The sequence below is a fragment of the Mucilaginibacter sp. A5337 genome (genome assembly GCF_059690695.1).
In genome coordinates, this window is the sequence record NZ_JCAWEC010000001.1 from 1,235,273 (window position 1) to 1,260,839 (window position 25,567).

The 25,567-nt window shown below is 41.9% G+C and carries 25 protein-coding genes; 12 read left to right on the plus strand and 13 right to left on the minus strand.

What is annotated here, in order from left to right:
- Positions 1-116 precede the first annotated feature (116 nt).
- Positions 117-1,355, plus strand: coding sequence for an ABC transporter permease (locus AC59JO_RS05095; protein ID WP_413669490.1), 1,239 nt, complete (start codon positions 117-119; stop codon positions 1,353-1,355).
- Between the two features lie 443 nt (positions 1,356-1,798).
- Here AC59JO_RS05095 and AC59JO_RS05100 read toward each other — a convergent pair whose 3' ends face one another.
- The 5 genes from AC59JO_RS05100 to AC59JO_RS05120 form a co-directional block, all read right to left on the minus strand.
- Positions 1,799-2,539, minus strand: coding sequence for a tyrosine-protein phosphatase (locus tag AC59JO_RS05100; RefSeq protein WP_413669491.1), 741 nt, complete (start codon positions 2,537-2,539; stop codon positions 1,799-1,801).
- 3 nt (positions 2,540-2,542) lie between these two features.
- The gene (gene rfbB / locus AC59JO_RS05105) at positions 2,543-3,598 is read right to left on the minus strand and encodes a dTDP-glucose 4,6-dehydratase (protein WP_413669492.1); all 1,056 of its coding nucleotides are present in this window, start codon (positions 3,596-3,598) and stop codon (positions 2,543-2,545) included.
- Between the two features lie 15 nt (positions 3,599-3,613).
- Positions 3,614-4,636: a UDP-glucose 4-epimerase GalE gene (gene galE / locus AC59JO_RS05110; protein ID WP_413669493.1), complete on the minus strand. Its 1,023-nt coding sequence runs from the start codon at positions 4,634-4,636 to the stop codon at positions 3,614-3,616.
- 110 nt (positions 4,637-4,746) lie between these two features.
- Positions 4,747-5,730 carry a UDP-glucuronic acid decarboxylase family protein gene (locus tag AC59JO_RS05115; RefSeq protein ID WP_413669494.1) on the minus strand — a complete coding sequence of 328 codons (984 nt, stop codon included), beginning with the start codon at positions 5,728-5,730 and terminating at the stop codon, positions 4,747-4,749.
- On the minus strand, positions 5,727-7,043 hold the full coding sequence (locus tag AC59JO_RS05120) for a UDP-glucose dehydrogenase family protein (RefSeq protein WP_413669495.1): 1,317 nt from the start codon (positions 7,041-7,043) through the stop codon (positions 5,727-5,729). Before AC59JO_RS05120 ends, AC59JO_RS05115 begins: the two co-directional genes overlap by 4 nt.
- A gap of 151 nt (positions 7,044-7,194) precedes the next feature.
- Here AC59JO_RS05120 and AC59JO_RS05125 point away from each other — a divergent pair, with 151 nt between their 5' ends.
- From AC59JO_RS05125 to hemH, 11 genes are all read left to right on the plus strand, one after another.
- Positions 7,195-8,445, plus strand: coding sequence for a 3-deoxy-D-manno-octulosonic acid transferase (locus AC59JO_RS05125; RefSeq protein WP_497303821.1), 1,251 nt, complete (start codon positions 7,195-7,197; stop codon positions 8,443-8,445).
- 225 nt (positions 8,446-8,670) lie between these two features.
- Positions 8,671-9,480, plus strand: coding sequence for an alpha/beta fold hydrolase (locus AC59JO_RS05130; protein WP_497303823.1), 810 nt, complete (start codon positions 8,671-8,673; stop codon positions 9,478-9,480).
- Between the two features lie 3 nt (positions 9,481-9,483).
- Complete coding sequence (locus AC59JO_RS05135) at positions 9,484-10,107, plus strand: lysophospholipid acyltransferase family protein (protein ID WP_497303825.1); 624 nt, start codon at positions 9,484-9,486, stop codon at positions 10,105-10,107.
- Between the two features lie 207 nt (positions 10,108-10,314).
- Entirely contained in the window at positions 10,315-10,914 is a 600-nt protein-coding gene (locus AC59JO_RS05140; protein WP_497303827.1) for a lysophospholipid acyltransferase family protein, read from the plus strand.
- A 3-nt stretch (positions 10,915-10,917) separates the two neighbouring features.
- Positions 10,918-12,006, plus strand: coding sequence for a glycosyltransferase family 2 protein (locus AC59JO_RS05145; RefSeq protein ID WP_497303829.1), 1,089 nt, complete (start codon positions 10,918-10,920; stop codon positions 12,004-12,006).
- A complete protein-coding gene (locus AC59JO_RS05150; protein ID WP_497303831.1) occupies positions 11,985-12,662 on the plus strand; it encodes a carotenoid biosynthesis protein in 678 nt (225 codons plus the stop codon). Before AC59JO_RS05145 ends, AC59JO_RS05150 begins: the two co-directional genes overlap by 22 nt.
- Positions 12,663-12,704: 42 nt before the next feature.
- Positions 12,705-12,992 carry a DUF6922 domain-containing protein gene (locus AC59JO_RS05155; RefSeq protein ID WP_497303833.1) on the plus strand — a complete coding sequence of 96 codons (288 nt, stop codon included), beginning with the start codon at positions 12,705-12,707 and terminating at the stop codon, positions 12,990-12,992.
- The gene (locus tag AC59JO_RS05160) at positions 12,989-13,747 is read left to right on the plus strand and encodes a nucleotidyl transferase AbiEii/AbiGii toxin family protein (RefSeq protein ID WP_497303835.1); all 759 of its coding nucleotides are present in this window, start codon (positions 12,989-12,991) and stop codon (positions 13,745-13,747) included. Before AC59JO_RS05155 ends, AC59JO_RS05160 begins: the two co-directional genes overlap by 4 nt.
- A gap of 95 nt (positions 13,748-13,842) precedes the next feature.
- The gene (locus tag AC59JO_RS05165; protein ID WP_497303837.1) at positions 13,843-14,694 is read left to right on the plus strand and encodes a 4-hydroxy-3-methylbut-2-enyl diphosphate reductase; all 852 of its coding nucleotides are present in this window, start codon (positions 13,843-13,845) and stop codon (positions 14,692-14,694) included.
- 29 nt (positions 14,695-14,723) lie between these two features.
- A complete protein-coding gene (locus AC59JO_RS05170; RefSeq protein ID WP_413669504.1) occupies positions 14,724-15,398 on the plus strand; it encodes a fatty acid desaturase in 675 nt (224 codons plus the stop codon).
- A gap of 354 nt (positions 15,399-15,752) precedes the next feature.
- Positions 15,753-16,772, plus strand: coding sequence for a ferrochelatase (gene hemH / locus AC59JO_RS05175; protein ID WP_497303839.1), 1,020 nt, complete (start codon positions 15,753-15,755; stop codon positions 16,770-16,772).
- 125 nt (positions 16,773-16,897) lie between these two features.
- On the opposite strand, the gene AC59JO_RS05180 is transcribed toward hemH, so the two are convergent.
- From AC59JO_RS05180 to AC59JO_RS05215, 8 genes are all read right to left on the minus strand, one after another.
- Positions 16,898-17,089, minus strand: a complete 192-nt coding sequence (locus AC59JO_RS05180; RefSeq protein WP_091220527.1) for a cold-shock protein — start codon at positions 17,087-17,089, stop codon at positions 16,898-16,900.
- 166 nt (positions 17,090-17,255) lie between these two features.
- Positions 17,256-19,193, minus strand: a complete 1,938-nt coding sequence (locus tag AC59JO_RS05185; protein ID WP_497303841.1) for an alpha-amylase family glycosyl hydrolase — start codon at positions 19,191-19,193, stop codon at positions 17,256-17,258.
- A gap of 295 nt (positions 19,194-19,488) precedes the next feature.
- Positions 19,489-20,964, minus strand: a complete 1,476-nt coding sequence (gene crtD / locus AC59JO_RS05190) for a 1-hydroxycarotenoid 3,4-desaturase CrtD (protein ID WP_497303843.1) — start codon at positions 20,962-20,964, stop codon at positions 19,489-19,491.
- 107 nt (positions 20,965-21,071) lie between these two features.
- Positions 21,072-21,968, minus strand: coding sequence for a LysR substrate-binding domain-containing protein (locus AC59JO_RS05195; protein ID WP_497303845.1), 897 nt, complete (start codon positions 21,966-21,968; stop codon positions 21,072-21,074).
- 9 nt (positions 21,969-21,977) lie between these two features.
- Complete coding sequence (locus AC59JO_RS05200; protein WP_497303847.1) at positions 21,978-22,760, minus strand: hypothetical protein; 783 nt, start codon at positions 22,758-22,760, stop codon at positions 21,978-21,980.
- 72 nt (positions 22,761-22,832) lie between these two features.
- Positions 22,833-23,615: a hypothetical protein gene (locus AC59JO_RS05205; protein WP_497303849.1), complete on the minus strand. Its 783-nt coding sequence runs from the start codon at positions 23,613-23,615 to the stop codon at positions 22,833-22,835.
- Positions 23,616-23,694: 79 nt separating this feature from the next.
- Positions 23,695-23,856 carry a 2-oxoisovalerate dehydrogenase gene (locus tag AC59JO_RS05210; RefSeq protein ID WP_330859085.1) on the minus strand — a complete coding sequence of 54 codons (162 nt, stop codon included), beginning with the start codon at positions 23,854-23,856 and terminating at the stop codon, positions 23,695-23,697.
- An 85-nt stretch (positions 23,857-23,941) separates the two neighbouring features.
- Positions 23,942-24,949: an aspartate-semialdehyde dehydrogenase gene (locus AC59JO_RS05215; RefSeq protein WP_497303852.1), complete on the minus strand. Its 1,008-nt coding sequence runs from the start codon at positions 24,947-24,949 to the stop codon at positions 23,942-23,944.
- Positions 24,950-25,567 lie beyond the last annotated feature (618 nt).

Sequence of the window (25,567 nt, forward strand, 5' to 3'; positions counted from 1 at the left end):
AACAGGCAATATAATTAACGCCGGGTTATACTATCTGTCAAAAAGTTTATTGTTCAGCAGTTGTAACAAATTGACATGGTGCATAGTCATACCAACAAGTTTTTTATATTTATACCATGCCGGTAAAAACCTCTTACAAAGAAAACATTTCCATTGCATTACAGTCTATAGCCGGCAACAGGCTGCGCACCTCGTTAACGGCGCTTATCATAGCCATAGGTATCATGGCACTGGTTGGTATTTTGACAGCCATTGAGGGCATCAGGCAGTTTACCAATGATGCTTTTGCCGATCTTGGCGCCAATACCTTCACCTTACAAAACCGCGGCGAAGGACTAAACTTTGGCAATGGCGGGCACCGCAAGGTTTATCCGGCCATTACTTATGATCAGGCCGTACGTTTCAAAAATACTTTCAAACTACCGGTGGCCGTAGCCATCAATTTAGAGGTAACCGGTACAGCAGTAGCCAAATACGGCAACCAAAAAACCAATCCAAACATATCTATTTCAGGCTCGAATGAAAACTACCTGGTTACAGCCGGCAAAAAACTGGCTTTCGGCCGTAATTTTTCAACTTCTGAGCTGGAACATGGCTCAAACGTGGTCATCATTGGCGACGAGATTAAAAAGAAGCTTTTTAAAACTGAAGACCCGATCAATAAATTGGTATATCTTGGCACCAACAGGTTCAGGATCGTGGGTGTGTTTGCGTCAAAGGGTTCAAGCTCATTTGGAGGCGATAAATTTTGTGTGATCCCGGTATTGAAAGCCAAACAAATAGACAGTACCAAAAACGCATCATTTACGGTAACAATTAAAGTAGCCACTCCCGGTGCTCTCGATGCTACCATTGGCGAAGCCACTTCCCTGTTCAGAAATGTAAGGGGATTAAACGTTGTTAACCAGGATAATTTTGAAATAAGCCGGAGCGATTCGATCCAAAAAGAACTTTCAGGCCAGCTTGCAGGCATTACTGCAGCCGGTTTCGCAGTGGGCATTATCACGCTTATCGGTGCAGCCATCGGTCTTATGAATATCATGCTGGTATCGGTAACAGAACGCACCCGCGAAATTGGTGTGCGTAAAGCTATTGGGGCAACGCCCGCAATTATCCGCAAACAGTTTCTGATTGAGGCCATAGTAATCTGCCTTATAGGCGGCGCGGCGGGCATGATCCTCGGTATGGCTGCCGGAAACCTTATCGCCGTTCAAATAAGCGGATCATTTGTGGTGCCGTGGGCGTGGCTATTCTTTGCAGTGGTGCTGTGTACCTTTATCGGTTTGATATCGGGTTATTACCCCGCAAAAAAAGCGGCAAAGCTTGACCCGGTTGAGGCGTTGAGGTATGAATAGAGAATTATTTCAAAATCTTAAAGGCTGTTTGCAAACAAAAAAGTCATCGCGAGTATCCTCCTGCCCCCGGAAAAATTCGTAACGACGTGTAATATATATAGTGATATTGTGCGGGGGCCGCGTTAGGGATAGTAGCGGATACCCGCCTGTGGCTAAGGCCTTGTGGAGTATGAGCGGATAGCCCGGCCGCAGGCAACGCCCATATTATAAAACTGCTGAAAAAATACACCTAATAATCAATAACTTACAATCAAGTTACTATTAGGCAAGAAACAGAACGACTTTGTAAGTCGGAGCTTGCTTCGTACCTCGCAATAACGGTTCTTTTTAGCTATATCACCATGTCCCATCAGGCTTTTCGGCGAGAGCTCCTAAGAAGGCGTAACATATCACCCAACAAAAAAGGCGCATTGAATGCACCTTTTTCGTAACAAATATTTTTACTAAAACAACATCTTATTTTTAAGCGGATAATCAACCAGTACTTTCTCAATGTAAGTTGTCCTGAGTGCATCGCTTAATGCTGCGGCATGCTTTAGATGGTGCATATCGCTCGATATATAATCAATTAAGCTATTATCGATCAGATCTTCGGCCATCTTTTTGATGTCCTTGCCATAGTACCCGGTAAGTGATATCGTGTTAAGCTGAAAATCAACACCCCAGCTATGCAGATTTTTTAACTTATCTAAATCAAGATATTGATAACGCTCCGGATGGGCCAAAATAGGTTTATACCCCTTATCGTGAAGTTTTTGAATTACACTATAAGTATTTGGCGGTTGATTGATGAATGAAAACTCAAATAACACATGGTTATCACCCATGGTCATCACCGGACCATTTTCTACGCGTGCCTCAAACGTTTCATCAAAATAATGTTCGGCAGCAGCTTCAACCGGGATATCAATTTCTTGTTTCACCAGTTCGGCTTTTAGCAAAGTAAGCGCATTACCTATAGTTTCGGGCGTATTGCGATAAAAATCAATCATGATGTGAGGTGTGGCAATAATTTTTTTTATGCCCAGTTCCATCATCTTTTTTATCAATTCTACCGACTCTTCCGGCGTTTTGGCGCCATCGTCAATTCCCGGTAATACATGTGAGTGCATATCAACCATGATCCCCTCATAGTTGCGCTTTGCTTCCCTTACTTCCTTTTTCTTCTTAAAAAGCCCGAACATTTTTTATCTATCGTTATACTGACTGCTGTAATACTGCTGGTAATGTCCCGACGTTACATCATTAAGCCATTCCTCATTAGCCAGGTACCAATCAACTGTTTTTTCCAACCCTTCTTCAAAAGTTATGCCCGGCACCCAACCCAAATCATTTTTAAGCTTGGTTGCGTCGATGGCATATCTTAGATCGTGCCCGGCCCGGTCTGTTACAAAAGTGATCAGTTTAGCCGATTCTCCTTCGGCCCTGCCTAATTTTTTGTCCAATATACTGCAAAGCAATTTGATCAGGTCAATATTTTTCCATTCATTATGGCCGCCTATATTATAGGTAGAGCCCGATTTGGCATTATGAAATATCACATCAATTGCACGGGCATGGTCTTCAACCCAAAGCCAATCGCGGATGTTTTCGCCTTTACCGTATACGGGGACAGGCTTATTTTGTTTGATATTATTGATTGCCAGTGGAATAAGCTTTTCCGGAAAATGAAATGATCCATAATTGTTTGAGCAATTGGATATTACCGTATCCATACCATAAGTATCCTGGTATGCCCTTACAAAATGATCAGAACCTGCTTTTGAAGCCGAATAAGGAGAATGAGGGTCATAGGCAGTTTCTTCGGTAAACATGCCATCTTCACCAAGGGTACCGTACACTTCATCCGTAGATACATGATAAAAACGGGTTTGATCATATCTGCCTTTCCAGTGCTCGCGGGCGGTGTTTAGTAAGTTTACTGTGCCAACCACATTGGTCATCACAAAATCAAGCGGATTAGTGATTGACCTGTCTACATGCGATTCGGCAGCAAGGTGGATCACTGCATCGGGGTTCTCGACTGCAAAAAGCTCATTAATAAAGGCAATGTCAACAATATCGCCTTTTACAAACTTGTAATTAGGCTCGTTCTCAATATCTTTTAAATTGGCAAGGTTACCCGCATAGGTAAGTTTATCTAAGTTAACAATGCTGTAATCAGGATAGTTTTTAACAAACCTGCGCACCACGTGCGAGCCAATAAAACCAGCACCGCCTGTAATAATGATCTTTTTTTTCATTCCCTGCTGTTAGTTTTAATTAAACGGATTTTGAGCAATATACTTTTCCCACTCCCAGGCCGATGACATCATTTCGCCAATACCGAGTTTAGCTGTCCAGCCAAGTTTGGTTGATGATTTGGTAACATCGCCCCAAACCTGCTCCACATCACCTTCGCGGCGCGGGCCAATTTCGTAGTTTAGTTTTTCGCCTGTAGTGCTTTCAAAAGCATGAATTACTTCCAACACCGAAGTGCCGTTGCCGGTACCCAGGTTAAATACGTCATATCCTTTAAATTCGTCTTTTTCGGCAAGTTTTAACGCCGCTACGTGAGCCTTGGCCAAATCAACTACGTGAATATAATCGCGGATACAGCTGCCATCCGGCGTATTATAATCATCGCCAAATACGGTTATTTTTTGGCGTTTGCCTATAGCTGTTTGTGTAATAAAAGGTACCAGGTTTTGCGGCACGCCAATTGGCAACTCACCAATCAGGGCCGACTCGTGGGCACCTACCGGGTTAAAATAACGTAATGATATTACTTTATAGTTGGTACCGGAATTTACCATATCAACCAAAATTTCTTCGGCTATCTGCTTGGTATTACCATACGGCGATTGCGCAGGTTGTACCGGTGCATTTTCGGTAACAGGTAGTTTTTCTGGCTGACCATAAACTGTACAGCTTGATGAAAATACAAAATTGATAGCCTTACCGTAATAAGCTTCCAATAAATTAATAAGCGAATAAAAGTTATTCCTGTAGTATTTCATCGGTTTTTTCACCGATTCACCAACAGCCTTAAAAGCTGCGAAATGGATGATTCCACCTATTTCGGGCTCAGCAAGTGCAAGTGACCTAACACCCGCCTCATCGCAAAGATCAAGCTTATGAAACGTTGGGGTAAAGCCTAAGATTTTGGTAAGCTGATCTAATATTTTAGGATCAGAGTTTGACAGGTCATCAACAATAACGGGATCGTAACCTGCATTAACCAATTCAACAACGGTATGCGAGCCAATAAAACCTAAACCGCCAGTTACTAATATTTTCATAGTTTAAATAGAATGTGTGTTTGAATGTTCGGCAAAGTAAGCAGATTGTAACAATTCATCCGCTTTTATATTATAAAAAAGGCCAAAAATTAATTTCCGGCCTTGCTACCTTATTTATTGTAATAAGTAAAGTCTTTATGATGTATTTCCTGCTCGGGCAATGATTTGAAGTATTCATAAGTGATCTTCAAACCTTCACTCCTTGATACCTTCGGTTCCCAGCCCAATATAGCTTTGGCCTTGGTAATATCAGGGCGGCGTTGTTTTGGATCATCAGTAGGTAAGGGCAGGCTGATCAGTTTTTGATCCGTACCTGTTAATTTGATGATCTCCTCCCCAAATTGTTTGATCGTGATCTCATCAGGGTTACCGATATTCATTGGCTGTACATAATCGCTCAGCAATAAACGGTAAATGCCTTCTATCAAATCATCTACATAACAAAATGAACGGGTTTGAGAGCCGTCACCAAACATCGTTAACGGTTCGCCACGCAGTGCCTGCCCGATAAATGCCGGTAATACCCTGCCATCATTCAATCGCATCCTCGGACCGTAGGTGTTAAAAATCCTTACAATCCTGGTTTCAACACCATGGAAAGTATGGTAGGCCATCGTAATAGCTTCCTGGAACCTTTTGGCTTCATCATATACCCCTCTCGGACCTACAGGGTTCACATTGCCCCAGTACTCCTCCGGCTGAGGGCTGATGTTCGGGTCGCCGTACACTTCTGATGTCGAAGCGATCAGCATCCGGGCCTTCTTGTTCCGCGCCAACCCCAGCAGGTTATGCGTACCCAGTGAGCCTACTTTTAATGTCTGGATCGGGATTTTCAAATAATCAATCGGGCTGGCCGGCGAGGCAAAGTGCAAAATATAATGCAAATCCCCGGGAACATACACAAACGTGGATACGTCATGGTTATAAAACTCAAAGTTCTCCAGTTTGAACAAATGCTCGATGTTTCTCAGATCTCCCGTGATCAGGTTATCCATACCTATCACATGATATCCTTCTTTAATAAACCTGTCGCAAAGGTGAGAGCCTAAAAAACCAGCTGCTCCCGTGATCAGGATCCTTTTTCTTTCTGTCATATTGATACTGTTTTACGGCCTATGCTGTTATAATAAAATCCATGATCTTTCATCCTGTCCAAATCATACAGGTTACGACCGTCAAAAATCACTGCCGACTTCAGTTTTTCCTTCATGAAGTCAAAATCCGGCGTACGAAATACCGGCCATTCAGTCACTATCAGCAGGGCATCTGCTTCATCCAACGCATTATACCTGTTGGCTGCATAAGCTATTTTATCACCCAGCAGTTTTTTTACGTTTGGCATCCCTTCCGGATCATAAGCAGTTACTGTTGCACCTGCTGCTAACAGCTCATCAATGATGTATAGCGCCGGTGCTTCGCGAATATCGTCTGTTTCTGGTTTAAAGGCCAGGCCCCACAGTGCAAAGTGTTTGCCTTTCAAGCCATCCGCTCCATAATATTCACGCATTTTCACCACCAGGCGTTTCTTCTGCGTTTCGTTCACCTCCATCACCGAGTTCAGGATCTTGAAATCGTATTTATTTTCTTCGGCTGCTTTAGATAAAGCCTGCACATCTTTGGGGAAACAGCTACCACCGTAACCTACGCCAGGGAAAAGGAAGCGTTTACCAATACGGGCATCTGCACCTACACCTTTGCGCACCATGTCTACATCTGCCCCTACCAGCTCGCACATATTGGCAATCTCGTTCATAAACGTGATCTTAGTGGCCAGGAATGAGTTGGCTGCATATTTGGTGAGCTCTGATGAGCGTTCGTCCATGTATAAGATAGGGTTGCCCTGGCGCACGTATGGCGCATAAAGGTCGCCCATCACCTGGCGTGCTTTCTCGTCGCTTGTACCAATCACCACCCTGTCAGGTTTCATGAAATCTTCTACAGCTACACCTTCACGTAAAAATTCAGGATTGGATACCACTGCGAACGGCACATCGGTATTGGCTTTCATTACGGCCGTTACCTTATCGGCTGTGCCTACCGGTACAGTTGATTTGGTTACGATCACTTTATATTCAGTGATCAGTTTGGCTATATCGCCGGCTGCCCCAAGCACGTAGCTCAAATCGGCTGCTCCATCAGCTCCCGGAGGCGTTGGCAGGGCTAAAAATATCACCTTTGCCGGTGCTATGGCTTCAGCAAGATTGGTAGTAAACGTTAACCGTTCCTGTTTGATATTGCGCAAAAATAAAATGTCAAGACCCGGTTCATAGATCGGCATTTCGCCATTGCGCATCTTGTTTACTTTTTCCTCAACTATATCTACACAGGTTACTTCATTGCCCGTTTCGGCCAAACACGTACCTGTTACCAAACCTACATAACCCGTACCAATTACTGCAATTTTCATAGTGTTAAATGTATTTTAATTTAAGGTAAGCATTTGTATAATGAACCATATCGACAGCTTATTATGGCACCGGGCGGACCATAAAACCAATATTGTAATTATTGTTATTACTTTTATGCCCGGCTAAGATAATCATTCGGCGTTAAAATTGATGGTATTATATAATATAGGTATCAAATTATATTCCCTTTTTATCCGTTTTGCCGCGTTGTTTAACAACAAGGCAAAACTTTGGGTTGCAGGACGTAAAAACCCCGTCTTTGTACGTATAGAAAGCAGTATTTGGTTTCATTTTGCTTCATTGGGCGAATTTGAACAAGGCCGTCCGATACTGGAAGCAATCAGGACATTGCACCCCGGCAAAAAAGTAGTAGTTACTTTTTTTTCCCCTTCGGGATACGAAATCAGGAAAAACACCCCGCTTGCCGATTATGTTTATTACCTGCCTTTGGATACAGCCCCAAACGCCCGCAAATTTGTTGATGCTATCAATCCCGAACTTGTCGTTTTTACCAAGTACGAATACTGGTTTCATTTTTTTAACGAAGCACATAAGCGCAACATTCCTTTATATATAGTATCGGGAATATTCAGGCCCGGGCAAGTGTTTTTTAGATGGTATGGTGGTTTTAACCGCAAAATATTAAGGCTCGTAAGCCATTTCTTTTTACAGGATGAGGCATCTGAAGAATTATTACAGGGTATTGGCATCACCAATACTTCGGTAAGCGGCGATACCCGGTTCGACCGCGTTTGGGCCAACGCGCAAAATCCGAAAGCTTTGCCTTTAATAGCTGAATTTAAAAACGGCCACAAACTATTTATTGCGGGCAGCACATGGCCGCAGGACGAAACCCTGTTGGCGAAACTGGTAAGCCAGTATCCCAACTGGAAATTCATCTTCGCCCCGCATGAAATACCGGAGGAGAAGATCAACAACCTGATAGAGTTGCTTCCTGAAGGAAAAGCGATCACTTTTTCTCAATTAAAAACCGAAGCCGAAGGTTTGAAGTCGGGAGATTTTATTAACCAATCGCTAACATCTAACAATCTCCAGGCACTCGTAATAGACAACATCGGTATGCTGTCGTCCCTTTACGCTTATGCCGATATTGCCTATATAGGCGGCGGTTTTGGGGTAGGTATCCACAATACGCTGGAGGCGGCAGCTTTTGGCCTGCCTGTTATTTTTGGCCCTAATTATCAGAAATTTAACGAGGCCAGGGAGCTTATCGCCCTTGAGGCCGGGTTTAGCATCAGCAATGAAACAGAACTGAAAGACATTGTTGAAACGCTTGTTAATGATGAGACTTTTTATGATACAACCCGTAAAAAGATATCCAATTACGTAAAAGATAATGTTGGGGCCACGGAAATGATCATGAGGTATATTACCAGATAAAATATAAAGTGTCATTTCGAAACAAGGTACGAGTGAGAAATCTTATACGCTGGTTAGTAAACCATGTATGGTGATTTACGAGAAGTAGAAGATTTCTCCTCACGCCCCCTTCGCCCTCTCCGCCGTTCATCGAAATGACAATTTTTATAAAAAGACTATTCCATTGTCCAAAACAAAACAAATGTGTTTACTGTACAAAAGCCATAAATTCTTAATATTGCCTTAATGGGTTTTTTACATCTGCCAGGTTTGGGCAAAGCACATTTTCACGAATACGGTACCGGTCAAAAGCCACTGCTGGCCTTCCATGGCTATGGCATGACGGGTAAGCAATTTCACGTGCTTGATCAATCTATTTTGCCTCAATATCATATCTACGGGTTCGATCATTTTTTTCATGGCGAAAGCCGGCTCGACGGCTGGACAGAACAACAGATCCTGGCCGGGATGCCCAAAGCCATGGTACGCAACTACATGGAAGAATGGTTTAAGCTTTACGGCCTGCAGCGCTTTTCGGTTATGGGTTATTCCATAGGCGCCAACCTGGCCCTGATATTAGTTGAAGAATATGCCGATATGATTGATGATATCATATTAATGGCCCCCGATGGCCTGGCCGTTTTTAAAGGCTTTCATTTTATGCTGCACAACAAACTTGGCCGCGCTATTTTCCGTACAGCTACCAAAAGCAGATGGCTTGCACCTTTTTTGGTTAAAAGCGTAAAAAGAGTTGGGGTTATCGACGAAAGCTTATACAAGATAGCTTATAATGAAATTGACACCGAACAAAAAAGGCTTGATACCTATTATACCCTAAATTTGATCAGGCTATTAAAACCCGATGTGCAGAAAATAGCCCGGCTGATCAATCAGCATCAAATTAAATGTTTGCTGATATTTGGCAAGCACGACAAACTGTTCCCTAAATCGGCAGCGATGCCATTTTTAGGAATGCTTCATGATGCCGAAGTGCATGAAGTTGAGCTTGGGCATTGGCTGGTTACAAAGGCACTGGATGAGTATTTAGTTAAATAAAACATGGTACCCTCTCGTAAAAAAAAATTCTGGAGTAAACTATATATCAGCTACGTAAGGTGGTGGATCAGCCGCAACTTTAAAGAGGTTAATGTACAGCCTTTTGAACCGCAACCGGGCCACTCGATATTACTTCTGAGTAACCACTTTAGCTGGTGGGATGGCTTTATTGCCAACTGGACGGCTGTTTATAACCTCAAAAAACAATATTATGTAATGATGCAGCAGGATCAGTTTGATCAGCGTAGCTATTTACGATATATCGGCGCTTACTCCATCCAAAAAGGATCGAGGGCTATGTTGGAATCGCTCACCTACTCGGCTGGGATATTGGATAAGCCGGATAACCTGATCGTGATATTTCCGCAGGGCGAACTGTTTTCGAACCATGAAACGCATATTCATGTTGAAAAAGGTGTTTATAAATTAATGCAGCAAATAAAAGGCCCGTGCCAAATTGTTTATCACTGTATTCTGATAGATTATTTTGAAAGCCTGAAACCCCGAGCCTATGTTCATCTCTTTGATTTAGGTGTGGCTAACGAGCTTACATTTGAGCAGTTAAAAGAGAACATTAACCAGGCGCATCAGCAGGCATTGAAAAACCAAATCAATATAGAACACTAACTTAATTGACACTAATTTCCCGAATTGTTTGGAATTGACGCTAATTCCATTTGAGATATTCATTACTTAATTCGTGTAATTCGATAAAATTATACAATAAGCAAAGCATTCGTGCCAACTGCTTTAATTCGTGTAATTCGATAAAACTATCGCCTACATACGATACATTCGTGTCAAAATATGATCCGCAATAAAAAGAACTTTTTCATGAACCGTATTGTCCACTACTATATCAAGTGGGCTGTTGGCAAAACGTTTCACGAGTTATTGTTCAACGATGTTGCGATTGATAAAAGCAAGTCGGTGTTGCTTATCGGCAATCACTTCAGTTTTTGGGACGGATTGATTTTATATTGTGTCAACGAAAAACTATTGAAAAAAAAACTGCATGTCATGATACTGGAAGAAACCGCCCGTAAAGAACGCTTTCTGAAATATGTGGGTGCATTTTCAGTAAAAAAAGACTCGAGAAGTATTTTTCAGTCACTTGATTACGCCGCCGAATTACTTAACGATCCTGCAAATTTGGTTTTAATGTTTCCGCAGGGCAAACTGTATGCTAACTTTGTTACAAACATAAAATTTGAAAAAGGTATTATGAGAATAATTGAAAAAGCCACCGGGAATTTTCAACTTGTTTTTGCTTCAACTTTTATTCAGTACTTTAAACATAAAAAGCCAACAGTAACCGTTTACTTAAAAGGCGAACCCGAAAATTACACAGGTAAAAGCATAGATAAATTACAGGAAGCATACCAAAGGCATTATGAATCCTCCAAATTACAACAAACCGAAATTGATATATAAAAAGTGATAATAGCCATATTAATAACCCTCTTTTTTATCATACTCAGGTTTGCGGTAACGCTGTTCAATTACATATCCAACCCTAAGCTACCCCACATAGGCCGGTATTATTCGGATAAGGTATCCATCCTGATCCCTGCACGCAACGAGGCTGGTAATATATTAACCCTGTTAAACTCCATCCATCAGCAGGATTACAACAACTATGAGGTTATTATTTATGACGATGATTCGACCGATGATACATACCGGGTTTGTAACGAGTTTGCAGCCGGGCACCCCCATTTCAGCGTAATAAAAGGCAGCAAATTGCCCGATGGCTGGATAGGTAAAAACTATGCCTGCCATCAAATGGCCAGGCAAGCCGACGGTAAATACCTGCTGTTTCTGGACGCCGACGAGCAAATCAGCAACCGGCTTATCAACAGTGCTGTACACCGCATGCACCTGCACCAGTTGGGTTTATTAAGCCTGTTCACTAACCAAATCATGATTACTACGGGCGAGAACCTCGTGGTTCCGCTTATGCATTTTATATTGCTTAACCTCCTTCCTTTACGCCTGGTTTATCTGGTTAAAAATGCTTCGGTAGCTGCCGCGAGCGGTCAATTCATGTTGTTTGATGCTGCTATTTACCACAAACACCAATGGCATAAAGCAGTGAAAAACAAAATAGTGGAAGATGTGGAGATCATGCGCCTTATCAAATCAGAACGTTATAACGGTGAAGCCTTACTGGCCAACGGCATGATCAGTTGCCGCATGTACAAGGGATATATTGAGGCTATAAATGGATTCAGCAAAAATTTCCTGGCTGCTTTTAACTACAGCATCATCGGCTTTTTGGTATACGTTACCATTACCATTGCCGGTCCGCTAATTATACTAACTACCCTGAACCTGCCTCTTATATTTTTTACCGTAGGATTGATCTTGCTCACACGGATCATGATCTCCCTTTCGGCCGGGCAAAAAGCCGGATATAATATCTTTTTGCACCCGGCGCAAATGTTTAGCCTCCTGGCAGTTGCTATTTTAGCTATACAAAGATACCTCACCAAAACCACCATGTGGAAAGGGCGAAAGATTTGAAACCGGCTGCATTTACCATGGATATGCCAGCCAAAAACAGGATTTGTGTAACAATCATTTTTTTGTTCCATTTGGTGGGCATAATCGGCTTCATTATTCCATCTCTAAGTGTATTATTTATAGCCCTGGTACCATGGCATTTACTCTTGATGCTTGGCGTAATCATTTATAGCCATGATGCTTTCAACATTAAGTTTCTGTTGTTTGCGTTGATAACCTTTATTACCGGTTTTATGGCTGAATATATCGGGGTACATACAAGTTTGCTCTTCGGCCATTATCGTTACGATGGCACACTCGGTGCCAAACTGCTTGATATCCCTTTAATGATTGGGGTGAATTGGTTTTTGCTGATATACAGCGTAGGTGTTGTTCTGCGGAGAAGTAGCTTCAATAATAAATTAATAAGAATGCTTGCGGGAGCTATTATCTTAACCATGCTTGATGCACTAATTGAACCTATTGCTATACGCTTTGATTACTGGCATTGGCTGGATGGCAGCATTCCATTTAAAAACTATATTTGCTGGTTTGCCCTGAGTGCAGTGCTCCTTTTTATATTTGAGCAGTTTAAATTTAAACGGCAAAGCATTGTTGCCCCGGCACTGCTGATTGCACAATTTGTATTTTTTGCTGTTTTGAATTTGATGTATTAAGCCGCTCATTAATCAAAAACTGATTTTGTATCTTTGTTTAAGATGAAAAAGGATATACACATTCAAGAAATATTCCCTAAATATTTATTTTGGGACGTGGACATCGCATCTCTTGATATCAATCACGATCAAGATCTCATCATTCCGAGGGCATTGATGGCAACTACTTCATCAACTTTTGCAGATGATATATTAAGGCTCGAAGCTATTTATCCCAAAGCAGTTATTGCACGTGAGTTAAAAGCCACTAAAGAAAAAGTGAGTAATCAGGTTTGCTTGCTGGTTGCACGTCGTTACCATATTAAACAGTTTTTACGGTTTACCCAATGAAAGCTGTCGATGATAATTTATTTAAAACCATTTGTGAACTTCAACAACTCCCATCGCTAAAGGCAAGTGTTTTAGGTGGCGGTACCAGCCTGGCGATTCGTTATAGCCATCGGGTATCTAATGATATTGATTTTTTCTTTCCCGGTATTATAGGCAAAATTGGATATGAGTTGGTTAGAAAGGAAGTTGAAGCTTTTTACGGAGAAGCTGTTTTTGCGATAGATTATCCATGCGATATAAATGATCAGTTTTTGTTTCAACGTTTTTTTATTCGCAGAAACGATACTGCAATTAAAGTAGAAATATTGCAGAACATGCAGATCTATAACACTCCTGAAATTATCAACAACATTAAGGTTATGAGTCTAATCGATATTGGGCCATTAAAATTAATAACCGCATCAAGCAGGGCAAATCATAAAGATATTTATGATCTTGACTATATTACCGACCACATCTCCCTAAATGAATTGATGAACCTGCTTAAGAGCAGAAGAGAGTTATACAACAGACCCGAACATCAAACTATATTTGACCAGGATGGGGATTTTGACCCCATAAACGATCCTGAGCTATTATTAAAATTTGAACAACCCTCAAAAGGTAGCAACTCCAGACCGGGGCATTCCAATCCTCGTATTGATTTTATTGAGGGACAAAAAAACTGGCCGTCTGCAAGAAGTAGCTGGCGTAGGAAGGTAAGAGCTTATTACAATAGCATAGGAAAGGAGTTTCCAGGCATCCAATCGGTTTAAATAGCCACAACAAATAAGGTTAACGATCGAAAAATCAGCGAAATCAACGTAATCATTACAATCGACGGTTATTTTTGCCGTAAATTTGCAACACCATGGGAGATTATCAGTTACAGGTTACTATTGATCAGGATTCGGGCTTTTGCTTTGGGGTGGTTTATGCCATTGACATGGCCGAGGAGATTTTAGAAGAGGACGGTTACCTGTACTGCCTTGGCGATATTGTACATAACGATGAGGAAGTTGAGCGCCTTAAGGCACGCGGCTTGCGTATCATTGAACATACCCAGCTCAAAGATCTGCACAACGAAAAGGTACTGATCCGTGCCCATGGCGAAGCACCGGATACTTACCGCACGGCTTTAGAAAACAATATTACCCTTATTGATGCCTCATGCCCGGTAGTGCTTAAACTGCAAAACCGTATCAAAACCTCATACGACTCGAACGAGAAGATCCTGATTTTTGGTAAACATGGCCACGCCGAAGTAGTTGGCTTACAGGGGCAAACAAATGATGAAGCCATCGTTTTCCAGGATATTGCCGAGCTGGATAATGTAGAACTTCCGCATAACATCACGCTATACAGCCAAACCACCAAGAGTATGGATAAATTTTACTCGGTGAAGGATGAGCTTATTGCGCGTGGTTATGCCCTTAAGGCCAATGATACCATTTGTCGCCAGGTTAGTAACCGAGATAAGGACCTGCCCAAATTTGCAACGCGTTTTGATAAGATAGTTTTTGTATCGGGCAAAAAATCATCAAACGGCAAGGTATTGTTTGAGGTATGCCGTAAACATAACCCCAACACCTACTTCATATCATCAACCGATGAACTGGAACAAAACATGTTTGCTCCTAATGACACTGTAGGTATTGCCGGCGCTACATCAACCCCCATGTGGCTGATGCAAAAGGTAAAAGCCGCTATAGAAAGTTTTTAACAGCACGCTTTTTGCTGTAACACCATAGCATGCAAAAAAGCCCTTCACATACCGGTTTATTGATAGCCTCCCTGGTAATTGGCAGTTGGGCAACAAGCATTATATTATTGATGCAATGGCATTTCAGTTTCACCAATCCCCTGGTTTACATTTTCATGCTGGTACAGATGCACCTGTATACCGGATTGTTCATTACCGCGCATGATGCCATGCATGGTACAGTTTCGCCCAATAAGGGTTTAAATAACTTTGTCGGCTACCTGAGCACCTTTTTGTATGCCTCGTTCTGGTACCCACAGCTGTATACTAAACATCATAAGCATCACCGCCATGTACATACCCACGATGATCCGGATTATCACCACGGTGGATTTTTTGCCTGGTATGTGCAGTTCATCCGCAATTATCTGTCGATATGGCAAATTGTTGTAATGGCGATAGTTTTCAATATCCTGAAAATCTGGATCCCGCAGCCAAACCTGATCATGTTTTGGGTAGTGCCGTCCCTCCTAAGTACATTGCAACTATTTTACTTCGGAACCTACCAACCCCATAAAGGCGAACACAATAACCGGCACTTTGCCCGGAGCCAGCGCCGTAACCACTTTGCTGCGTTTTTTAGCTGTTACTTTTTCGGGTACCACTATGAGCATCACGAATCGCCGGGAGTGCCATGGTGGAGGTTGTGGAAAGTTATTAAATAAGACATAAAGCAAGCCGCGTTAGGGATAGTAGCGGATACCGGCCTGTGATTAAGGCCTTGTGCAGTATGAGCGGATAGCCCGGCCGCAGGCAACGCCCATATTTATAGTATCGATCAAAAAACACATTTAATAATCAACAACTTACAATCGTCCCATTATAAGACACAAAGTAATACCCCATTTATAGGTTAGCCATTCAATTCTCTCTGTACAGTTCGCGATTGCTTCGTGCCTCACAATGACGGGAGTGTAAACGCCAGGAATATAAACGATGCTTACACCTCATTTATTTGTAAATTGTGACCGCCGTCATTAGTTATGGGGCATTTTTTGTTACTTTTGTACCTCATAATTATGGCTAAAAAAGGAATTTTACTGGTTAACCTGGGCACCCCGGATAGCCCAAGTACAGCAGATGTTAAGCGTTATTTGAATGAGTTTTTGATGGACCCCCGGGTTATTGATATTGGAACCCTTTCACGTACCATTTTAGTAAAAGGCTTAATTGTTCCTTTCAGGGCACCTAAATCAGCTAAATTATACCAGGCCATCTGGGATCCTAAAACAGGATCACCGCTGTTACATTACAGTATTTTACAACAAAAAGCCTTACAGCAACGCCTCGGCGATGGGTATATGGTTGAGCTGGCTATGCGTTACCAAAACCCTTCTATCGAATCGGCTTTGGAGAAACTGAAGGCAGCCCTCGTTGAAAGTATCCAGGTAATCCCTTTGTTTCCGCAATACGCTTCGGCCAGTACCGGATCTGTTTATGAAAAGGTGATGGATATTGTTGGTAAATGGCCAACATCACCAAATATCACTTTCATCAACTCTTTCCATGATAATGAGCTGATGATTGAAACCTTTGCCGATAATGCTCAAAAATACAATCCGGATACCTATGACCACGTTTTGTTCAGCTTCCATGGTTTACCGCAAAGGCAACTGATCAAAGCAGATCATACACATAATCACTGCCTTAAATCTGCCGGTTGCTGCGAAACACTTACCGACGCTAACCGCTTTTGTTATTCAGCACAATCGCACCATACGGCGAAGCTGATAGCTGAGAAAATGGGGATCCCGAGAGAGAAATATACCATCTGCTTTCAATCGCGCCTGGGTAACGACCCCTGGGTACAGCCTTATACAAGCGAAATCATAGCCAAACTGGCCAACGAAGGTAAAAAACGCCTGTTGGTATTTTGCCCGGCGTTTGTGGCCGACTGCCTTGAAACTGTTTACGAAGTAACTACCGAATATGGTGATGAGTTTAAAGCACTGGGTGGAGAGCATGTTCAGTTGGTTGAAAGCTTGAATGATTCACCAAAGTTTATTGATGCTTTAGTGCAGATGGTAAACCCATCTTAAGAATACTTCAAATCGAAAAATAATTATAGCCTGACGGAATGCATACGTTAGGCTTTTTTATTGCATAAAAAAAGCATCTGCTCATTGCTGAACAGATGCCGTACGATTTTTATATAATTAATAGTTTAAGCTACTTTTACATTCACCGCATTTGGACCTTTACGGCCTTGCTCTACATCGTAGGTAACGCTATCGTTTTCACGGATAGTGTCAACCAAACCTGATACGTGTACAAAAACTTCAGCACCACCATCAGTTGGGGTAATAAATCCGAAGCCTTTAGTTTCATTAAAGAATTTTACTGTTCCTTGCATTATATTTTTATTTAAGCCACAAAGGTAATATTAATAATCAATAAATTATTAAAAATAAGGCCATTACACTTTTATAGTTTCCACAAGCATAATTGTAGGCTTAAAAACATCGCCTAAAAATAATGTTTCACTATATCCGGAAGCCTTAACACTTAGCATTTTAGCTGGTTTATTGCAGCAATGCAACACTGCTGTAAACATGATATTCGCCGGGTTGCAGGGTCATGGAATATGGCAATGATGTTACATTAATACTGGTTTTACTAATGTTATCGTACCAGGTTCCGGTACCCGGGAAGCTGATACTACCTGTTTGTTGTACCACGTCAAAATTGCCTACCACTTCTACATTTGCGCTGGCATCTTTTAGCTGAATGGTTTTAATAGCGCCCGCAAGAGTATAAGTATAATTAGTTGAGGCAAACACGGCATTCTTCTCTTTCATCTTAATCATTTTGGCGTAAACACCATATAAATGCCTCCTGTTAGGATCGGTATTATAGTTCCAGTAGATAGGCTTATTACTGGTACGGCCGCCCTGATCGATACTTACATCATAACCGAGCTCGCCAAACTGCCATAACATTTTAGGGCCTGGAACAGCGAACAGGAATGCCGCTGCCATTTCTTCGCGTGCCAATCCTGTATTTTTGTCTTTTACATTGTAGCCGTTATAGCTGTTACCATAACTCTCGTTTTTAAACTGCAGGCGTTCTTCATCATGGCTTTCAAAATAGCTCACCAAATTATAAGGCTGGGTAAACGTATGCTGATCATAAAATAAGCCCTGGAAGTTAGAGTTGGTTAACCAGCCCATGGTAGCTTCGTTGGCATTATAGTTAAGGTTGTTCCAAAGCATCATGCCTTCGCCGGCCAGTTCTTTCTCTTCCTGATTGGCCGCAAAGTGCTCCAGTATCACGTAAAAGTTGTTATTGTCGATGCTTTTGATATAGTTATTATAGTCTTTCCAGATAGCTACACGACTGGCATCGTACTGGCTCCAGGCGTTCACGGCGGCATCTGATGTGCCATAGTTAACCTGCGTAAAGCCTTTTGAAAGATCAAAGCGGAATCCATCGATCTTATACTCCGTCATCCAGAATTTGAGCACATTCTTCACAAAATATTTGGTATCGGCACTTTCGTGGTTAAACTGGTAGCCTACATTGTAGGGGTGCGTTGGGTCCAAATTATACCAGGGATTATCGGCCGATGGCTTACCGGCAGTTGTATTAAAATACATCTGTACCATAGGCGACTGGCCGAACGAGTGATTTAAAACAATATCCTGGATCACAGCTATACCGCGCGAATGACACTCATCTATAAAAGCCTTCAAAGCATTTTTGGTACCGTAATATTTATCCGGCGCAAAATAAAATGACGGATTATAGCCCCATGAAAGGTTGCCTTCAAACTCATTAATCGGCATCAGTTCAACAGCATTAACACCTAAGTTTGAAAGGTACTTTAACGTATCTGTAAGGGTTTGATAGTTATGGGCATCAATAAAATCGCGCACCAATAGTTCATAAACAACCAGGTTCTTTTTATCCGGGCGGGTAAAACTGGTATTTTTCCAGCTGTACGCAGGCTGATTGGCCTGGAAAACGCTTACGTTACCGGTAGTTTTCCCGGTTGGATATTTCTTTAAATTGGGATAAGTATCTGACGATATGTACGAATCGTTATCAGGGTCCAGCACCTTTTCGGTATAAGGATCTGCCACTTTTAAGGATTTATCTATATAAAACTGGTAACCGTATTCGGTGGCGGGGTCTATATTATCAATTTGTACCCACCAGCGTTTGCCGTCCGGCGTGTTATTCATCACTGCTTTGGTATCATTAGCATCCCAGCCATTAAAATCGCCAATAACTGATACAGATTTTTTGCCGGGTGCGTACAGGTTAAAAATTACCGATTTGCCGGAGTTGATAAAAGTAACGCCATCCTTTGCTCCTGCAGGTAATGCCTTCCCGGTATTCACCGTTGTATCACCGGGAACGTTCCCGGTATTGCCCGGCAAAACGTCCTTCTTCTTGCATGAAGTAAAACCGGCCAATAAAAGTCCGGCAAGTAATAAGTAAACATTCTTGATTGTCATATCTCGTTATAATTGGTTCTTTGTACCGAAACAACTCATAGCCAACTGGTTTACAGGCCACATCGTATCAGCACCGCAATATCTGTAAAATAATTGATAAAATTATCTTTCGTTAAAATTATGTATTTATCATTCAGGGATAAACAGATTTGCAGGGCACCCAATACCGGGACGGCTTAAGAAATTGTGTACCTCTGGCACACCAAAAATCTATCGGTATTTTGCTTCTACAAACCTTTTGCACCTCTGGTGCAACCTTCTTTTAGGGATAAACTTGTTTTACGAACTATATCTTTTAAGCAATCAGCTCACTCACAATTTTTGCCGATAACAAACAAAGCGGGATACCCCCACCCGGATGCACACTTCCACCACAAAAATACAGACCTTCTACTTTCGATGATTTATTGGCATGCCGCAAAAACGCCGCAAACTGGTTGTTGGAACTGGTACCATAAAGCGAGCCCTGGTATGACGATGTGCGGCTTTCTATATTTCGCGGATCAAGGATATTTTCATTAGCTATCAACGGGCTGATATCTTTACTTAACAGGCGGCTTAACTTGCTCAATATGTTCTTCCTCGCTTCTGTTATCAGCGTATCCCAGTTTTGCCCCGAATTAGCCGGTACATTGATCATCACAAACCAGTTTTCGCAACCTTCGGGTGCATCATCCGGCTTATATTTTGAACTGATATTCAGATAAATAGTAGAATCATTACAAATATCTTTTTCGTGCCAGATATGATCAAACTCCGATTCGTAATCTGCACTAAAAAAAATATTATGCAGGTCAAGGTCTTTAAACTGAGCTTTTATTCCCCAGTAAAATATCAGTGCCGAACTGCTCCGCTCCTGGTTTAATATTTTTTGAGGATGAAGCTTAGGATAACCGCTTAACAACTTGTAATAGGTAAACCAGATATCCATATTGGATACCACAATATCCCCCTCTACTGTTCCCTCTTTAGTATTGATGCCTTTTATCGCTCGCCCATCCAAAATAATTTCCGTTACCGGATTATTGTAACGAAATTTTACCCCGACAGATTCGGCCAGCTGCACTAAGCACAAAGTAATACTATACATCCCCCCGTCGGGGAAATACGCGCCAAAATGCTGTTCCAGGTGAGGGATCACGTTTAAAGTAGCCGGAGCTGCGTAAGGGTTTGAGCCGTTATAGGTTGCATATCTGTCAAAAAACTGCACTATTCGTTTATCCTTAAAAAAGCTTTGGTTGGCCTTATGCATACTGCGAAAAGCATCAATCTTCCCAAATCTGAATATTGATTTAACAGTATCCCACCGCAGATAAGTTTTAAGCCGGTGCAGCGAGCGCTCCAAAAAAACATGATTGGTAATATCGTAGATCCGCCTGCTATTTGCAAGATATTGATTCACAGCCATAGCAGATTCGCCGGTTTGTGCCTGCACCTCTTTGCCAAATTTATCAACATCTGCATAAGCGGCTAACCGGGTGCCATCTTCATAAAAGTACCTGCAAACGGTATCCAGTTTTTGATATTTGAAATAATCAGAAGGATTTTTACCGGCCAGCTCAAAAAGTTCGTCAACGTATTGGGGCATCGTAAACAAACTTGGCCCGGCATCAAAGCGGTAGCCATCCTGTTCAAACTGGCTTAGCTTACCCCCGGGATAATTATTGGCCTCATAAACCTCAACCTGGTAACCTTTAACCGCCAGCCTGATAGCGCTGGCTATTCCGGCTATTCCGGCACCAATAATTAAAGCTTTTTTAGAGGAGGGCATGGGGGTAAAGATAACCGGGATTTTGGGGGATTTTTAGGATTAACAGGATTTTCTTTGATTTGATACTAAAAATCCGGGCAATCAGAAAAATCCTATAAAATCCCGGTTCAGACAATATGCTGCAACGCGTAATTGATAAAATTACTCGTCAACCCATAATCCTCAGTGCCCTTGCGGCGGATAAAGAAGAAATCGCGCGTGATTTTCAACCCTTCAATAGGTACCTCAACCAGGTCGCCCTCAGCTAATTGTCGGATAATTGACGGCCGCGGCATAAAGCCAAGGCACTGGTCGGCCAAAAGGAAGTTTTTCAATGCCTCTGTACCCCCGAGACGGATCTTTACCGACAGATCGGCCGGTTTGATGTGTAATGCCGAAAGAGCTTTCAATACGGCATTTAGCGTACCCGAACCACGTTCTCTTACAGCTAAAGGCGTTTTTACGAACTGCTTTAAGGTTAATGATTTTCCAGCCAGCGGACTCTTAGCCGAGCAAACCGGGATCACCTCATCGCTCATGAAAGGTTTGTATGATACTGTGGTGAGCTTATTATCAACTTCAATAATACCAATATCAACTTCATGGTTAAGCAAAGCATTCAGGATGTACTCGCTGTTACGGTTTACCAGTTGCACATCAACGTTGGCATACTCGCGCTGGAAACCTGAAAGTATCTGTGGTAAAATGTAAAGAGCTATGGTTGTACTGGCCCCCAACCGTAAATGTCCCGCAGCCTGCGATAGGTTACTTAATACCGAAAGATCGTATTCAACCTTCCGTTCTATCTCTGTTGCCTGCTGCAGGTATTCGTTTAGCTTATTGCCTGCTTCCGTAAGCAAAATACTATTTCCCTTACGCTCAAACAAGGGCACTTTGTATTGATCTTCAAGTGCCTTAACGTGTTTGCTGATGGCCGGCTGCGTGATAAACAGTACCTGGGCAGCCTTACTGAAACTCAGGTTAGCGGCAACTTCCATAAATACACGGTGGGCGAAGGAGATCATAGGGCAAAGTTAATTTTTTACCCGTTCGAAATACTTACCGGTAAATTTATATACGATATAGTCGCGGGTAACCTGTCGTTTTGCATTAACTAACGGACTATGGATGGTTTGTGTTTTGGCATCATAATAAATAGTTGGGATCACCTTCATATTAACCACCGACAGGAAATCATAATCAAAATACAACTTGCTATGCATACCGCTTGGAGTTTTGACCAGCAATACAGTGCCATTTAGCTTATCCTTTTCAACAGTAAAAAACTGGATGCCCTGTGTAGCGTCATTACTCGAACGTACCGAATTATACGCCGCCAGGTAGTAAACCTTACTGTTTGCCCGGAGGGTATAGATCTTGGAATACCAGTAAACAGGGTTATGCTTTTTTCCTACCGAATCCATTTTTAACGAAGAAAATATTTTGCCATTAGCCTTGTATTGGAAAACATTATCAAAGTCATAACCGGCGCTGCCCAATTTGGTATCCCATGAATAGGTGCGGAACAAACCATCGGCAGATGTGGCTATCACTACCCGTTCTTTAACCAGTTCGGTAAAAGGATAATTAATAGTTCCGGGATATTTAGAGGTATAGTACTTCAGCTTAAAGCCGAAGATTTTGTTCATTTTTTCTAATGAATCAATAGCCTTCCACTCTTTTTTGTGGGAGCCGTAGTAGTTCACCCGTTTAAAGATCCGTAGCAGGTCGGCTTCAATGGCCTGCGGACTTTGGGCAAACAAATTTGCTGAGTAAAAACAGCAGCAGAAAACAATTATTAACTTAAAGGTTTTCATCGGTAAACAAGATACGCAAAAAAAGCAAATCCGGCGGATATTCGTAGTAATTCGCTATCAGTTGCTTGTTTCTTAGCTTTTTATTTCTTCGAAGTATTGGCCGTTGAATTTGTAATTAATGAATTTGGCGGTAACCTGCGCTTTAGCATTTACCAAAGGTATATGTATAGTTTGCGTAGCCTGATCAAAAGTGATAGTAGGGCGTTTTTCAAAAGGGATATCAACTACCGAACCAAAATCGTATTCGTAAAAAATTGTACTATGTAGCCCTGATTGCGTTTTAATAATTTTCACATCGTTATTCAAAACGCCATTTTGAATAGCAAAAACCCTGATTCCCGTGCCAGCATATCTTGATGACTCGATAACTCCATAAATACCCAAATAGTAAGTACTGCCACCTGTTTTAAAAGTATATAAATTTGAATAAAAGGGAGCACCTCCCTCCTCGGGATTGTTCACCAACAATGCTTTTGTCTTATCACCAGCTTGACTTTGCAACACATTGGCAAAAATGTGCATGGTGCCGCCTGTCCAGGTGTCCCATGAGTAAATCCTAAACAAGCCATCTGTCGACGTGAAGATATCAAGTTGTGCTTTTTTAAGCGAGTTAAAAGGCATGTTAATGGAAGCCGGACAGGTTTCCGCGTACTTTTTTAGTTTGCTTCCAAATTCATCATTAGCATCGCTTAATGATTCGCTTGCACCGTCAACTCCTTTATCTTGCTGATCATCCCAATATGCAATCTTTTTAAATGATTTTAGCAGATCGGCCTCAACGGCCTGCGGTGTTTGAGCAACGAGCTTAGCGGTTGCAATACAACAGAAAAGAGCAATCAGGCTTAAGGTTCTCATAACAAAATATTACTGCATAAAAATAGGGATAATCAAATAACTATCCCTATCTCAATATCTTATCTATGGTAAAACAAATCTATAATTCTTTATCCTCATCAAAATGACAATGAACCGCATCACGGATATTTGCCTTAAGCTCATCAAGTGAATCTCCTTCTGTAAAAATCGACTCACCGATCGCCCGCGCGTTATACCCGCCTTCTATCGCTTCTTCAACAAGGAAAAATATTTCGTTCATACTCAAATTTAAGAAATATTCTTCACAAAAAAGCCCCATAGCATACGCTATAGGGCTCAATGAGAAATATATTTCTTACTCTGTTTTACGCCTCAACCGGCTGACCGATCAAATGCTGAGCAGCCAAATATTCAGCAATCTGCACGGCATTGGTAGCTGCACCTTTACGCAGGTTATCAGATACTATCCAGCAGTTAAGGGTATTATCCTGTGTTTCATCACGGCGGATGCGGCCTACAAAAACCTCATCTTTGTCATGCGCGTCAAGCGGCATCGGGTATTTCAGGTTAGCGGTATCATCAACCACAACAATACCCGGCGCGTTAGCTAATAACTCACGCACTTCGGCCAAATCAAAATCATTTGCAAACTCAATGTTAACCGACTCCGAGTGACCACCCATAACCGGGATCCGCACGGTGGTAGCAGTTACTTTAATGCTATCATCGCCCATGATCTTCTTAGTTTCGAGGATCATTTTCATTTCCTCTTTAGTATAACCGTTTTCGGTAAATACATCAATCTGCGGGATCACGTTCAAATCGATAGTGTAAGGGTAAACCTTTGGCCCATCGATACCTTTACGCTCGTTAAACAGCTGATCGACAGCTTTAACACCAGTACCGGTAACAGATTGATAGGTTGAAACTACCACCCTTTTAATTTTATATCTATCGTGCAGCGGTTTTAAAGCCACTACCATTTGTATAGTTGAGCAATTTGGGTTAGCGATGATCTTATCTTCGGCGGTAAGTACATCAGCGTTTACTTCGGGCACAACCAGTTTTTTGGTCGGGTCCATGCGCCATGCCGATGAATTATCAATAACAGTTGTACCAGCAGCTGCAAATAAAGGAGCTTGCTGTAATGAAGTGCTTCCGCCGGCCGAGAAAATTGCTACGTCCGGCTTCATCTTAATCGCATCCTCAACAGAAACCACCTTAAACTGCTTACCCTTAAAAGTAATTTCTTTACCAATACTTTTTTCTGAAGCTACGGGAATTAATTCTGTAACGGGGAAGTTGCGTTCTGCAAGAACCTGCAACATTTTGGTGCCTACTAATCCTGTAGCACCTACTACTGCGACTTTCATTTTTAAATTGTTTTTGAAATGTATCAGGCTGCTTCACAGCGCCTGTTTTTAATTAATTATGTGTTTTAAAAGTTAAACCCTCAAATATGCACATTTTTTTGGTATCCTGAAAATATAAAGTCTATGGTTTTTATGGGGAATTAGTGAGTGGTTGATTAGGTGAATAGTTGGTTGTCTGAATCAGAATTTTCAGGATTTGAGAATTAACAGCATGAAATCCAATTCCAAAAATTCCTCAATTCGTTTAATTCGTGTTCAGACCGATACTGGCGCAAGTCTTGAGCGGAGGCCAGCGGGTGGCGGACTTGTGACTTCTCCGCTCGTTTGGATCTTTTTCTGTTTGAACCTGAATTTTCAGGATTCGAGAACTAATAGAATGAAAATAAAAATGGAAAGGAATTCTGATAATTATTTAATTCTGAAAACTCTGATTCAGACAATATCCTGGCAATCCTAAAAATCATGATTCAGAACCAGGGCGTTACCTCCGGCCCGCGCTATACGCTCATACGCCTGCAGGCCTTAGTCACAGGCCGGTATCCCAATGTCATTAAGTTAAGAAAATCCCCCAGAGGGGGAACAGGTTTGTAGCACATAATATACCGAAAATAACCGTGC

Coding starts and splice junctions, on each gene's coding strand:
- AC59JO_RS05120 (WP_413669495.1), bottom strand. CDS start 7,043: ATGAAAATTGCAGTAATTGGTACGGGTTATGTAGGTTTGGTAACAGGT.
- AC59JO_RS05165 (WP_497303837.1), top strand. CDS start 13,843: ATGGGAGATTATCAGTTACAGGTTACTATTGATCAGGATTCGGGCTTT.
- AC59JO_RS05205 (WP_497303849.1), bottom strand. CDS start 23,615: ATGAGAACCTTAAGCCTGATTGCTCTTTTCTGTTGTATTGCAACCGCT.
- AC59JO_RS05095 (WP_413669490.1), top strand. CDS start 117: ATGCCGGTAAAAACCTCTTACAAAGAAAACATTTCCATTGCATTACAG.
- AC59JO_RS05210 (WP_330859085.1), bottom strand. CDS start 23,856: ATGAACGAAATATTTTTCCTTGTTGAAGAAGCGATAGAAGGCGGGTAT.
- AC59JO_RS05140 (WP_497303827.1), top strand. CDS start 10,315: ATGAACCGTATTGTCCACTACTATATCAAGTGGGCTGTTGGCAAAACG.
- rfbB (WP_413669492.1), bottom strand. CDS start 3,598: ATGAAAAAAAAGATCATTATTACAGGCGGTGCTGGTTTTATTGGCTCG.
- AC59JO_RS05215 (WP_497303852.1), bottom strand. CDS start 24,949: ATGAAAGTCGCAGTAGTAGGTGCTACAGGATTAGTAGGCACCAAAATG.
- AC59JO_RS05160 (WP_497303835.1), top strand. CDS start 12,989: ATGAAAGCTGTCGATGATAATTTATTTAAAACCATTTGTGAACTTCAA.
- galE (WP_413669493.1), bottom strand. CDS start 4,636: ATGAAAATATTAGTAACTGGCGGTTTAGGTTTTATTGGCTCGCATACC.
- AC59JO_RS05155 (WP_497303833.1), top strand. CDS start 12,705: ATGAAAAAGGATATACACATTCAAGAAATATTCCCTAAATATTTATTT.
- AC59JO_RS05195 (WP_497303845.1), bottom strand. CDS start 21,968: ATGATCTCCTTCGCCCACCGTGTATTTATGGAAGTTGCCGCTAACCTG.
- AC59JO_RS05130 (WP_497303823.1), top strand. CDS start 8,671: ATGGGTTTTTTACATCTGCCAGGTTTGGGCAAAGCACATTTTCACGAA.
- AC59JO_RS05200 (WP_497303847.1), bottom strand. CDS start 22,760: ATGAAAACCTTTAAGTTAATAATTGTTTTCTGCTGCTGTTTTTACTCA.
- AC59JO_RS05100 (WP_413669491.1), bottom strand. CDS start 2,539: ATGTTCGGGCTTTTTAAGAAGAAAAAGGAAGTAAGGGAAGCAAAGCGC.
- AC59JO_RS05135 (WP_497303825.1), top strand. CDS start 9,484: ATGGTACCCTCTCGTAAAAAAAAATTCTGGAGTAAACTATATATCAGC.
- AC59JO_RS05170 (WP_413669504.1), top strand. CDS start 14,724: ATGCAAAAAAGCCCTTCACATACCGGTTTATTGATAGCCTCCCTGGTA.
- AC59JO_RS05125 (WP_497303821.1), top strand. CDS start 7,195: ATGGTATTATATAATATAGGTATCAAATTATATTCCCTTTTTATCCGT.
- AC59JO_RS05185 (WP_497303841.1), bottom strand. CDS start 19,193: ATGACAATCAAGAATGTTTACTTATTACTTGCCGGACTTTTATTGGCC.
- hemH (WP_497303839.1), top strand. CDS start 15,753: ATGGCTAAAAAAGGAATTTTACTGGTTAACCTGGGCACCCCGGATAGC.
- crtD (WP_497303843.1), bottom strand. CDS start 20,964: ATGCCCTCCTCTAAAAAAGCTTTAATTATTGGTGCCGGAATAGCCGGA.
- AC59JO_RS05115 (WP_413669494.1), bottom strand. CDS start 5,730: ATGACAGAAAGAAAAAGGATCCTGATCACGGGAGCAGCTGGTTTTTTA.